Source organism: Tissierellales bacterium (assembly GCA_025210965.1).
GTDB lineage: Bacteria > Bacillota > Clostridia > Tissierellales > JAOAQY01 > JAOAQY01.
This window is the reverse complement of record JAOAQY010000150.1, coordinates 1-14203: the sequence shown is the minus strand read 5'-3', so window position 1 is coordinate 14203 and position 14203 is coordinate 1. Positions and strand designations below refer to the sequence as shown.

The 14203-nt window shown below is 29.4% G+C and carries 10 protein-coding genes; all 10 read right to left on the bottom strand.

What is annotated here, in order from left to right:
* Window positions 1-275 precede the first annotated feature (275 nt).
* Window positions 276-1094, bottom strand: coding sequence for a class I SAM-dependent methyltransferase (locus tag N4A40_10550; GenBank protein MCT4662290.1), 819 nt, complete (start codon window positions 1092-1094; stop codon window positions 276-278).
* Between the two features lie 389 nt (window positions 1095-1483).
* Window positions 1484-3445 carry a hypothetical protein gene (locus tag N4A40_10545; GenBank protein MCT4662289.1) on the bottom strand — a complete coding sequence of 654 codons (1962 nt, stop codon included), beginning with the start codon at window positions 3443-3445 and terminating at the stop codon, window positions 1484-1486.
* The gene (locus tag N4A40_10540) at window positions 3442-4278 is read right to left on the bottom strand and encodes a hypothetical protein (GenBank protein MCT4662288.1); all 837 of its coding nucleotides are present in this window, start codon (window positions 4276-4278) and stop codon (window positions 3442-3444) included. Before N4A40_10540 ends, N4A40_10545 begins: the two co-directional genes overlap by 4 nt.
* Window positions 4279-4291: 13 nt before the next feature.
* Entirely contained in the window at window positions 4292-5278 is a 987-nt protein-coding gene (locus N4A40_10535; protein ID MCT4662287.1) for a hypothetical protein, read from the bottom strand.
* 3 nt (window positions 5279-5281) lie between these two features.
* Complete coding sequence (locus N4A40_10530; GenBank protein ID MCT4662286.1) at window positions 5282-6349, bottom strand: hypothetical protein; 1068 nt, start codon at window positions 6347-6349, stop codon at window positions 5282-5284.
* Window positions 6346-7656, bottom strand: a complete 1311-nt coding sequence (locus N4A40_10525) for a metallophosphoesterase (protein ID MCT4662285.1) — start codon at window positions 7654-7656, stop codon at window positions 6346-6348. Before N4A40_10525 ends, N4A40_10530 begins: the two co-directional genes overlap by 4 nt.
* A 386-nt stretch (window positions 7657-8042) precedes the next feature.
* Window positions 8043-8846, bottom strand: coding sequence for a hypothetical protein (locus tag N4A40_10520; protein MCT4662284.1), 804 nt, complete (start codon window positions 8844-8846; stop codon window positions 8043-8045).
* 148 nt (window positions 8847-8994) lie between these two features.
* Window positions 8995-11403: an AAA family ATPase gene (locus N4A40_10515; GenBank protein MCT4662283.1), complete on the bottom strand. Its 2409-nt coding sequence runs from the start codon at window positions 11401-11403 to the stop codon at window positions 8995-8997.
* On the bottom strand, window positions 11403-12200 hold the full coding sequence (locus tag N4A40_10510) for a hypothetical protein (protein MCT4662282.1): 798 nt from the start codon (window positions 12198-12200) through the stop codon (window positions 11403-11405). Before N4A40_10510 ends, N4A40_10515 begins: the two co-directional genes overlap by 1 nt.
* A complete protein-coding gene (locus tag N4A40_10505; GenBank protein MCT4662281.1) occupies window positions 12193-13773 on the bottom strand; it encodes a hypothetical protein in 1581 nt (526 codons plus the stop codon). Before N4A40_10505 ends, N4A40_10510 begins: the two co-directional genes overlap by 8 nt.
* Window positions 13774-14203 lie beyond the last annotated feature (430 nt).

Below are 14203 nucleotides of genomic sequence, written 5' to 3'. Positions count from 1 at the left end.
TGAATCAAATTTTACAGTTTCACAAAGATTTTAATTAGCAAAATATCATAATGCTTTCAAACTTTCAAATGCAATAGTTTATAAATTCATAGTGCTATCTTACTTTTGGTGCAATTCTCGATTAACCCAAATATCGAATTGCATTTTCGTTTAAATTTTTTTGATTGAAAAAGAAGATAGTAGGTCTAAAAATATTTTGCATTGATTACTTGAAAGTTTCAATTTGTGGATACAAAAACACCATGTAAGTAGAAACTTGCATGGTGTTTTTGAACTTATTTTTTAGCTACAGCATATATGACGTTCATATTAAGACATATTCCGTTTTCCCTTCTATAATTTTGTAAAGCATTGTTTACCTTTAATTGAAACTCCTCAAATTTATCTTGTCCAAGTTTTTCTATACTTTCAAAAATACCTCTTACAGCATTATTCCACATTTCATCCCACCATTGATTTTCATCTAAATAAACTACCTCATTTTCTTCTTCATAAATTTCTATTTCTTTTAATTTTGCATCTTCTAGCAATTTTCTTATACCTTCTACAGAATCAAGCTTTAGTGATACTACGTCTTCCTCTTTTTTATTTGGTTTTAAATATTCATTTACTATATTTGTTAACCATTTTTGATCTTTTTGTACTCCCCACATACTAAATGACAACTGTCCATCTTTTTTCAACACTCTTAAAATATTTTTAAAATAATCATCATTATTTAATATATAACCTATACTAAATCCAGATACAATATTATCAAAATATTCATCTGCGAAATTTATTTCTTCCATGTTAATTTGAAGAACTTTTGAATTTTTTATGTTTTGTCTGTCAATTTCATCATTAGTCATATCTACCATATTTTCACAAATATCTATCCCTATAATTTTCCCATTAATTCCAACTCTATGTGATGCAGGAAATAAAGTAGCACCTCGTCCAGTACCAATATCTAATATATATACGCCTTCTTTTATATGTGATAAGTTAACTAATCTTTCTCCAAACTTATCCCAATAATTAGGTCCTAATTTGCCATAATTAAATGCTACTTTATTCCACAATTCTATTAATTTAATCTTATCTTGGTTCATTACATTCTCCCCTCAATTTTTCATTATTATTGAAACACACGTGGACGTATATCTTGTGTACTCAAAATTTAATGAACTTTTTTTCATCACACTCATTTCGATTTTACTCTTATACACTCAGCTTGTCAATCCAACTCAAATCCCATAGTTTATAAATTCATAGTGCTATCTTACTTTTGGTGCAATTCTCGATTAACCCAAATATCGAATTGAATTTTTATTTAAATTTTTTTGATTAAAACAGAAGAAAGTAGGTTTAAAAATATTTTGCATTGATAACTTGAAAGTTTCAATTTGTGAATACAAAACACCATGCAAGTAAAAACTCGCATGGTGTTTTTGAACTTATTTTTTAGCGGTTTGATAGGGAAGGTCCAATCTTAGTAAATTTACAGGCAGTGGATATCCATCTCATTATCGTTGTACTTATTTAATTGTTTAATTTCGTATCCCTTTCTCTTAATTGCCTTTCTTAATCTCTTACATCTATCCCATTGATTAAACATCGTTACTGATGGCAAGAATTTCTGAAGTTTATCCCATTTTTTCTCAGGATAAACAAGTTTTGATAAACGATCATGAACATTAGTTACAACAAATGCCACAATTTCATACGGGAGCATATCCTTGCTGCATATTATGAATGGCAGATAAAAATCTGCTATGTCTTTTTTCTGATCTTCACTTAGACTATTTATATCAAATAACGAATATGCTGAAATCAAGCTTTTTGATGTAAGTTTATCTGTAAACGGATTAATTATCTTCATTAATTCAAATATTTGTTTACTAGTAATTCTTTCTAAATCCTTTTCAAATAAACTTGCTGCAATATAGGAATGCTGCCTGCATAATTCAATCATTTTTGAAGTACTATTATGCCTTAGATGCTCTATTCCAAGTAAATATTCAAGGAAAATAGGTATGGATGTTTCACCCCATATATTATATATTTTACTAGAAAAATCAAACTCACTATTATCCAAAATGATTCGGATCACTTTATTATCCAGCCTATTTTCATTTTTGCAAATTTGCAATGAGTTTAATATTCCATGTTGAAATCCTCTAGATTGCTTCCAAATAGCTTCACTCTCAGCTAATGTCGAATTAATTGCAATTAAAACATTACAAACACTGTAATCCATATCTGAAAAACTTTCAAAAGAAGTTGGAGATAATAAGCTGGCGTATATTGGTAAATATTTCTCTTGTAGTAGTGAATTATCAATTTTAACAAGATATCGCACTATTTTTTTTGAACCGATAAAATCTGTAGAAAATCCTTTATGAATTAATAATTCTAAAGTTTCTGGTATCAAATCAATCCATTGAAACTTTATTGTTGCAATAACTATATTTGAATACGCAGTATATACGCCCATTTCTTGAAAAGCACCTTGAAAATATAGTTCAAGTAATTTGTTTCCTATCATCGACCTATCTTCTCTAAAAAGTTTATCTATTAACTCTAGCGAAGCATAGATATCAATAGAATTTTTTTCATTATAAAAGCAAGAATACAATTTTATGAAGGATGTAAGGCTTACTTCGCTTAAACTCCCATCACATAATAGTTCTTTAAATGCTAAAAATTTACCCCACTCTCCATTTATCAAAATTGCATGTGTGTTTATTACCCATTGTGGAAACTTCTGCACATAATCTATGCTTTTCATTAATGTAATATTACTTGATAAGTGACTTAATTTATTCCGAACTTGCTTTGAGCAAAACTGTAAGCTAATTATATTGTTATTATCACTTTTTATAAAATTTGTGCCTGTAATAAAGGAATAGTCATAGCTTAACTCGCTATAGCACATGAACCAAATAAACAAAAGCTCCCTAATAAATTCTTCCGAGTCTTTTGCTACAATATAATTGGGTGGAGACTGACCAATCATAATCCAAATTAGATACTGAATTTTTTTATCATCATATTTTTGCAATATATCTTCATGTGTACCAATGACTAATGACTCAGAATATTTTGTTTGACTCTCATTAATGCCAGGACGTTTGAATTTGCTTAATAACAAATTGATATTAGCAGTACAAAATGCCAAATCCTTAATAGGTATTAATAGAGAATGTGTCCAAACACAGCCCGGTCGAGACATTTCGGTTGCATACCATGTTTTTGATACTACTACCATCTCTTCGTTTTCAAGAAGGTATCCAGAATAGTAAAAATCAAATCCATCTTTAACATCAGTCCCAGAAAGATCGCTCAAAATATCCATTTTTCTCTTCGAATCGTCCGATAATGAAATAGATGCTTTTAACAAATGGTGACCATTCGAGTATCCATGTAATGTCTGATTAATAATTATACTATTTTCATTCATTCCATATCACCCATTAATAGATATAAAGGAAGTGTTAAATCACAGCCTTTATATCCATCATTCCCTTCAACAAAAATCCTTTCGTAAGGATTTTCTTTGTCCAACAGTAAATCTTTCTCATTAAAGCTACCTCCTTGGGCACTGATTCCCCAAGTTTGATATTCAATACTATCCTGATTTGCTTGGCAGAATTGCCACAGCATGTTCATTTTTTCTTCAAGAAGTTGCTCTGGCTTAATATCATTCAACTTGGATTTTATTAGATCCCATGCAGAAAACATGAAACCTATCCTAATCATCTTGCTTTTTCGAATGAATAAAATAAACTGTAGTAATTCAATCACCTGTATTTGAATAGGATCATCCTCTTTAGGATTACGCTTTCTACTATCATTATTAATTGCTAGATTACTTGAGTTAATAAAAGGTTGTTCTGCAATCAATCCCAAAAGTTTAATACTACTTACATTTATAAAGAACAATACTGCATCCGCATTTTCTATATATTTCACAACTTCTTCTGAAATTTCACGCATCTCGTACTGTTTTTGAAAGGTTTCTCCAGACAAGTCAGGAAGTTGTAAATCAACAGTAGTCTTGTTAGACAATTCTAATTTTATGCTTATATTTACTTGCTCGCCAGATGGCACTGTCCTTTCCAAGGGTTCCATATTAACCCATTTATTACTAAGCTTCGCAAGATATTGTCCATTTTCAATTTTGTTCAACTTTAACTTAGCATCAGAATCATAATTTATAAGATTCCATAAAGCTGCAAGAAAAGTTGTTTTACCCGCACTAGGTAAACCTGCTATAAAACATTTTTTATACATAGCTTCAACCTCCCTACATTTTATAAATAAGCTTATTAAATTCTGAATTCAATTGACCGTCAATCATATATGATTCAGCTACTTGATTATCAGTGTGTGGTTTATTCCATATGCTAATCAATTTCTCAAGACCATAACCCACTTCAAAATCACCTGTTTCTGGCATAGCAGCTACTTTATGAACGGTTATTTCACTCACATAGTTCCCTAACAAGTCAACTATACGTCCAATTTGTTTATCAATCATCTTTTCCAAATTAATCTCATCATTCTTTTTAATAATATCATACTTACTAATTAAAACTTGCACCCTTGTAAATGACAAATATAAGTTAGCATCAAATATCGTCCGTGCCATATTATAAGCTTGATCTATTACACCATTTCTTTTATTTTTGTCAGCAAGCTGTTTCCCGTCGATTATAAAAACATAACTATCAACCGACTTTAAATATGGCATTTTTTTAGAAATTGTTTCTGCATTACCTAAATGTGAATAAATTTCTTCACCAGAAATATCTCCAAATAAATAATTGGTTTTTGTTTTTGTTTTAATATCATACAATTTAAGATGCAGAAATATCTTGTCAACAAATCTACTTGTTCGTGGCGTTGTTGGTATTTCTTTTTTAGACTCCAATCTAGTATAAAATGCTCTTTCTTCATAGCCACACAAACTTTGAGAACCCGCAAAATATAACCCCGCAAGAGGCTTTCGATGAAACAATTGATATATGGTTGTCTCAATTGTAGTCTTACCACTGTCGAATGGACCTATAAGAATAATCTTTTTGCTATCTTCTGAAGCAGTAATAGGGTATGTTTCTGCTACTGTTAATGCAAGTCCATGAGGTAACTTTATAAACCCACTTTCCCCATCTTCTTCAATGATTTCATTTGAATCTAATGTTTCAATATCGTCATTTATAAGTTTATCAATATCCGAAGATTGCTCAACTTCTAACGTTGGCATTTTGTTTTTCACATTATTATTTTCCATAACTTATTCACGCCTCTCTATCTTAACAAGTAAGCACTCAAAATATAGCAATTTTGCCCATTCTAAAGTCTCATATTTTGTTGATTCAATATTAATAGAAAGTTTATTAACTGCAACGCTTTTCCATACATCCGGTTGCCTTGCATCTAATGCACACTTTATTGAAAATAATATCGGAGTATTTTCTTGTTTAGCATCATCCAAATAATAACACGAAAGAATTGATGATTTATGTTCATCGTCAATTGAATCCACCATTGTAACAAGTGAATATTTTTTTTCTTCTTTCCTGCAGTTATCTAACATTTTTTTTAAGAATGCTTCAAATGCATAAGGTCCTGGAATAACTTGTACAAAATCAGCCAACTCTTTTGCTAGAATCAAAGCAATATCTTTCTGTAAGATTTTATTTGTAATTTGTTTTTCTAATTCGTTGCTCCAACTTCCAGTTATCCAAGATAAAATATCCGAATCTTCTTGTAAAATATTAATATTTTCACGATTTTGATCTTGATTTTGGTTAATAATTTTAATATTTTTAACAATTTCCTTTAAGGCATTTGAAAGTTCTACTATATGATTCTGATTTAATGCAGTTAATTCTTCTAGTGACTCAATAAGTTTATCTGAATCTACAGTAGAACATTCCCGATACTTTGCTGACTGCTCTCTGATTCCAGCAGAAGTTTCACCAAAAATCTTATATGCTCTCTCTTCCAATTCAGGAACAAAAATTTCACCATTATACTTAGATAAGCACATTACTGCAAGCGCAATCTCTAAACTAAAATCGGATTCCTTCATAAGCTTCATTAAACAAATAGACGCTAGAAAGCTCTGTTCTTTTGCAAAACTAGTCTGAAATGATATGTCAATATTTTGAAATATAGTAATAAACTTATTTTTAAATTCATCAGTAGCATTTAATGAATATGCCATTTTTACTAGGTTATAGATGTCAACTTCTTCTTGACCACAATATTCTTCTATTCCTTGCCATCTTTTTTCTAGTTGTTCATTTTTTGCTTCCGCAAATACCCTAAAATACAAATCAGCAAATTGGTTCATCATAACTTTTCCTCCATTTTTTCTAATATCTTGTTGTGTAACTCCGAAAGTTTGTCTTGTTCTCTTGCACGTTTAATTGCTTCACCTATCATTTTTGAGTCTAATCTTACCGAAGTTTCCTTTGTGATTAGTGTTAACTGTGTAAGAATATTAATTTGATCAATCCACGATAGTTCATAAAAATCGTAAATAATTTTACGTTCATCTATTAGTTCAGAAGTTTCAGTCACTAATAGACTCGATGTACATGATTCAATCTCCTCTTTAACGAAAACCTCTCCTTTACAATCTTGTAATGCAGATTTACGTTTGCGATCTATATTTATTTCATGGTATATATGATTTCCACCGTGATGGCAGGTACTATCTATGGTAAATGAGTCTCGATCAGTTGTTAAGCATCTAGGATAGATTTCAACCTCTAATATCCGTTCATCAGTTTCTATTTTGTTGCTTATAGTAATCCAGTTGTACCGAGGTAACCAATCAACAGTTCTAGTAGGATGCACTGCACCAGAATATAATATTGCGTTTTCATCCATAAGCTCTACCGATTGCGAATGCATATGCCCATACAACTGTATGTCAGCTCTTTTATTTATACGTTGTAATATATCATCTTTGAATTTCCAACATTTAGGCGGATGATGGCACATCAATAAAGTAGCTACGTCCTTTTCATAGCAAGGAATTTGAGCTTGTCCAATATACATCAGACGATCTTCCTTATCTTTTTGATGATCCGTTCTATTAGATAAAAAAGCTGAATTTATCCCAACAACTCTAAGCTTCAAGTTACCTTCGAGTACAAAATCCTTTTGCCAAAATATCTTATCCGCGTGAATATCGCATTCAAATCTTTTAGCAAACTCATTGTACTCATTTATAGGTTTAAATAGTGCATTAAAATTATCATCACTAATATATTTACTAAATGTTTTGTCAGCATCATCTATAGTGCTTTTTTCATCAACAGCATTTTGTGCTGTAAAGATTAATTCTGAACGATTTACTACATTCTGATTAACATCGTGATTGCCTGGAACACAATATACATCACTTGGTTTAATATTAAAAACATTACAAACTCTATTAAGATATTCTTTTGCAATTTCGTATTCTTTTCTATTCCCTGAAAAAGCAATATCTCCAGTAACCAATATTCCTACTACATTTTTTAAGTTCTTCTTTCCGTTTATTTCTAAATCATTTATTATTGCTTCGCGCAAATCTTTATCTATATCTGATGGATCATTACTTGCTCTCACAAAATGAATATCTGAAAGATGGATAAAAGATAATTTAGACAAATTTTTCACCTCGTTTATTAATAATTGAATTCTCATTTTAATAAAACTAAACTTTATTAGTGAATACACATAGACCTATCTCTTGTGCGCTCAAAATTTAACATCCTTTCTCTTTTCACTATACTCATCTCGATTTTACTCTTCTACACTCAGCTTGTCAATATGATTCCAATTTAATAGTTCATAAATGCATATTGCTCTCTTAGTTTTGGTGTAATTTTATAATACTCAAAAAATCGAATTGAATTCTATTTAGATTTTTTATTAAATTCTCCAGAAAAAATTTTTCCAAAAAATATTTGCAATCAGTGTATCACTAAATGTATTGAAGAAGTAATAAGAATTAGAATAAATAATTGCTCTTATATGTTTGTAAAATTAAAATTTTATTTAGCTCTACAATAGAATCTATTTATATCATTAAGATTCACTAAATATTTATTATTTTTAGTTTTTGTAATTTTTCCATATATTATCATTAAGTTACTCTTTTGAATATTAAAAAACTTATCTCTAAATCGGTAATCAAATTTTTTCAAAGTTTCATCATAAATTCGAATTGACACATCACTTGCATCACGCAAGTTAATAAAATTACCTTTATAATATTTCATTTCTCCCCAAAAAAATGCGTTACAGCCTAACATCGAATCATTAATTACTGACACATGATGTACACAATCTTCTAAATTCTGTACTTTTCCATTAATGTTGATTTGAATATCTGCCTCTTGTAACTTATTTATTTGTGAATAAGTTAATATCTTATTTAAAGTTAACTTTGCTTGCCTTTCCTTTATAGGATTTTTTACATATTTTCTATTTCGATATGTTTTATCTTCATTACTTGACTCACCAGCTTCATGCTCTCCAGAAGATTTGCTAGACTTATAATTCCACTGTATTCCAAAAACTGATGTATCAACCTCAACTCTATTAGTTTCAGCTCCATCTTTTCCACTATTATTTTTACTTGTAGTAGCGAATGGACATCCTTGAACATGCCTTGCAAAAAAACATGCAATTTTTCCATCACTAGATGCTTTTCGATATCCCGCATCAACTTTGCATTTTGGACAACAAATATGACCTTTGAAAAAATCACGCTCGGACTCTGACCTCCGATTAAACTCTTCAATTGTATATGTTTTATTTAGATTTTTCCTTAATGCTACATAGTCTATACTCATAATTATTTTCTCCAATTTAATTATATATTTAGTTTATATGCAATTAACTATATATCTTACAACAAATATTATTATAAAACACAAAAAAATGAAAGAACACACGTGGCCATACCGTGACCGCGTGCATTACATACATTTTGATATTTAATTAATACATTTTATCCTTAACGTTAAAAGATTGTCCCTTAAGATTATATTTCAAGAACTTATACAAAATGTAATTTTCTTTATCTGATTCATGTGTTGATAGAATTATCTGCTTATCTGGAAAATCATTCCTCAATACTTCAATGAAGGATGCAATATTTATATCATCCATTGTTTGTACTGGGTCATCAATCAAAATAAAACCAATATCATCCGAAGCTTCTGTTATATATCTTTTATTCATAGCAAAAAGGAACGATAGAACAAACCCTGACAATTGCCCAGAACTGAATGTATTAAGAATATCATGTTTAGCATCACCATTAGAAACAAATCGCATCTCATCTTCGTTAATAAACACACCAAGACCATTTTGATAATCCTGTAATATTTTCCCAGTGTATATTAAGAGCGGTACTCTCAACTTATTAAGCACTAAATTTTTGTACTCGTTGATTTCAGCTTTATACGTATCTTTTAACGCATCAAAGTTATTGCGTATTTTTTCAAGTTTCTTCTTCTTGATAATTAATTTCTTAATTTCTTTTTTACATTGATTAATATCTGTATTTTTACTCAAATTATATTTGAAAATAAGGTAATCTATTTTATTCTTTACCTGTTCATAATCCTTTAACTTTGGTTGGTCTACAGATAATAATTTAGCATTTTTCTTATAAAACTCATCGTAATTATATTTTTCATTATTTACTGAATATTCTTTGTTTTTGTAGTCAGTTACTTTATCTTCAATAATTCTCTTAATTTCAATGATCTTACTAGTTTCATCAAGAGTTACCCACGAATCCACTTCACCTAGATTTCTATGAATTTTCACAACATCCATCATACTTTTATCTGATTTCAAAAACATAGAATAATTACTTGAACTTATTCTTACATTTTCAATTTCATCATCATAATTTTGACCTAAGACTTTGCTAATTGATTTAGCAATTAGATTAACGTCATTCGAAAAATTATTTTTCATTTTTGCTAATCTTGTTGCAAGGATCCCTTGTGAATTCTTTAACTGCGTACTCAAGGAATTATATGCAGATTCTAGCAAATCAATATTATCAAAAGGACTATTACAATAAGGACAATGAAGTGAATTAGGATTATTTTTCCCTAATATGTGTAACCTTTCTCTCGCTTCTATAATCTCATTAATTGTTCTGCTATTTTTTCCTATTTTATTATTGAGTATCTTTATTTCCTCAACCTGCTTATGTAGATCCTTTATGTCAGTATCTGCTGGTATTATTTTCAGTTCTTGTAACTTAACTAAATCATCAATTTTGAACTTCGAGATATCTAGCTCTTTTCTAAAAAAATCACTATACTTAAATACATCTAACTTATAGTTTAACTCAGCTATTCTATCCTCAATCTTCTTAACATCTAACTTGTCATCAACAATAAAATCATAATATTTTATGTAGTTCTCAATGGCAACATCATTTTTAGAAAGCTTTAAGATTTCATTATTCTTCTTCCAAGTTTTATAGTCATCCATATCATTATATAAATAATGCAATGCATTAACTTCATCAATAAATGCCTCAAATTGCTTATCTGTTAATCTCTCGTCTAAATGAGTTTCTGCATCCCAATTTTTAATATCAATTTTATCTGGATATTCTAGCAGTTTTTTATAAGCAACTTCTTTACACCCATCATTAGTGTTTTTAATTTTGATTTTTAGCTCTTCTAACTTTTTTCCTAATTCAATTTTGGTTGACTTTATTTCGTCATTAATTAAAACGTCTTTTTTTTTCGAACTACCACCAATCAAATTATTGTCTAGATAATCTATTTTTGAATCCACTATGTCTGTTTGAAGAAGCTTCGTCAAACTATCTTTTCTATTAGAAATACTATTCTTCAAAAAATGTAAAGATTCGGCCTGCGATACATAATAATAAATATTGAAATGTTCTTTGATATAGTTCAGATATTCAAATTCTGAAATCGCTTTCTTCCATGTTAAACCTGATCTGATAAACTCATCAAAAGTATTAATATCAATCGTTCCTTCAATATATGTAAATCTTAATGCAGTATTAATTGTTAATTTTGTAAGCCCATTATCAATTTCAGCGATAATTGTTACTCTATTTTTCGAATCATCTATTAGTGTTAATACCAAATAGCCACATTCTGAAGACGTGTTTAATAATATGTTTTTTCCGAGATTTGTTCTACCATCCTCAATTTCTGAATTAAGACGTGTAATATTATTAGTAAAAATTAGTTCCGTAGCATCAAAAAATGTTGTTTTGCCAAATCCATTAGGACCAGAAAGTATAACGGGATTAGTATCTTGTTTAAAGCAAAACTCATAAAACTTTTTTTCATTAAAGCATTTAAAATTCCGAACTTTTAAACTTTCTATTTTATAACTCACTAAATTACCCCCTCTAGCATTTTCTGAAGTTCTTGCTCTACGGTTTCATCCTCCATTGAAAAGTCGCCCTCCAACAAAAGGATTTCATCAATGCTCAATTCTTTTTCATCAAGAATCTTATGATATTTTAAAATCTCATCACTTAAAACTTTTTCAATTTGTTTTTCAATAGGATCAGGAGCTAACTCCGCTTTGAACTTATACTGTAAAAATGGTAACTTTGAAAACATTCTAATAGCTAAACCATATGTACTATCTAAAGATTTACTTTTAACTAGGTTAAAGTAATTTTCTTGGCTATCTACGATTTGAGATAATGCATCAAGTATCGATCTATCTCCGTATTGATCTAATGCCACGTTTAATTGTTCAACTTGATCCTCAGTATAGGGAAGAACATATCTTTTAAAATAATTTGGTGATTCTTCGATAGAATACACTGCATTTCTATAGTTGCTAAGTTTATCCATATTATTAAATCGCATTAAATAAATAGCAGATGTGTTCTTATCAATCTGGCTTGCTTCTTGAATATTGCTAAAAGAATTAATTAAACTCTGTTTCAATGTGTATTCTAAATCATCTGATTTGATAGCATAATCTTTTTCAAGTTGCTCCAATGCATTTAAAACTTGTACTTCATCATCTTCAAACTCACGGCAATCTATTGTATATACTATAAAATAATTTGCAATTTCTGGCTTTTGATGTTTATAAAATGAAATAGATGCTCTTCCAATATCATTTACCTCTTCATAATTATATGAATAGAAAATTTTCTCAATCAATTTATTCATTATCAATTAACTCCTTTTCTGCAACATCTTTACTTATAAGTTTTATAACTTTGGATTTATTATAATTCTTCCTTTGACTGTCTATCGAATCCGATGTTAAATCATTCATTTCATTTAGCTCATTCGAACCCATAGCATTGAATTTAATCTGATTATATGTGTAATCATCTTCATTGAGTCTATCCGTAATTAAGACATCACATTCATATATTAAAAGCTTATCTGCATCATTGAAACCCAACTCCTCCTTTAACTGTAACTCAAAATCATCAATATACTCATTCTCATCTAGAGTCAATCTGTAAATCAAATCATTCTTTTTTGCTAAGATGACATTAGAATCATAGTATTTCAAGCCATCGATATTCTTTAACAATGCAATAAACAAATTATTTATTACAGCGTCCCTAGGCAAATTATTCTTAGGCGTTCTCAACAACAGTTTGTATAAAAAATCTTTTTTTTCACCATAACTCCTGTGATTTATGATTTCTTGCATTTGTTGATATAAGTTACATTCATCTATAATTTCACAATTATCACAATTATTTTCAGTACATTTTGTTCTCACACTTGTAGGATATTTTGCAAAAGTTTCCTTAATCAGTTTAAGAAGCTCATAATACATATATTCAGTAGTATTACTTTCGGCCTTATGATCTTTTTTTATTATTTCAAGAATATCTTCAAATCCTATCTTACATGCATTTTTTTTGCTTTTTGTGTTATGTTCACTGATTACATTTTGAGAAAGTATAACAATCGCATCATAAACAAACTGAAAATATTCCTCATCATAGTATATCTCACCCTCAGGATGAACTTTTATTAGTATCCGCTCAATAAGCTTACATGATTCTGAAATAACATCATTTGGCTTATCAAATTTACTATTATATACTGTCCACAGGTCAGAATCTATTTTACCATCTAGTTCAGATTTATATAAATTTATTTCTTTCACAACATCATTAATCGAGTTAACAACATTTTCCTTTTTCTTATTGCCAGTACACACATGATCAAGTATTTTATAAACAGATCCTTTGGGTGTATTGAATGTGATATTGTTTATTACGATGTATTTACTTTCTTCACGCTTATACTCTGAGTCACCTTTCTTTATTTCTTTTCCTTCTATTTCTTCTAAATTCTCAATTTCTCTGGCGAACTCATCTCTCGTTTTTACTTCTTTACTAAAAGTTAACAAAAGCTCATCAATATATTCTAATGTTTTCGAAACAAAATCATTTGCTAGCATTGATGATGTATTAACATGAAAATAAGCTTCTTCAGCATCATACTGTAACTTTGATAATATAAAACATGCTTTATCGACATCATTAAGATTAACAGCACCTTCCTTAACCTGATGTAAACTTAAATATTTATCGCCTTTTATTATTGAAAAATCTTCTTCCCCTTCAATACCTAATTTATATAAATTGATGTCGTCTTCATTATCTGCTTCAATTTCATAACACATCTTATTTAAAGTCATATATAATGCTATATGTCGTTGATACTCAAACCCTTCCCACGATGGAATGGCGCTAATTGGTGCTATTATCATTCCCTAACCCCCTTCATTACTATACGCTCACACTTACATCAGAGAACACAAGGAGACCTACCTTTTGTGAACTCCAAATTCAATTTTTTATTTGACACATTCATCTTGATTCTACTATTTCTCCCTCAAATTGTCAACACCATTTCAATCTCATAGTTCACAAATCCATATCGCGATTCCCCATCCCACAAAATTTCCAACAAAAAAACACCTCATACATTTAATCACAAGGCGTCTTTCAAATCAAACATTTCACAATTTAATCATTGAAAATATCATCACTTCTCTTCCGTACAATAATTTACATACGAAAGCCCAAATAAAAATCTAAGAAATAACTCAGAATTAAAGAAATAGTGACCAAGCATGACAATTAAAGGCGTCATTAATAATAGACATACAAAAGTATTAAAGGCTCTATATCCTAGGT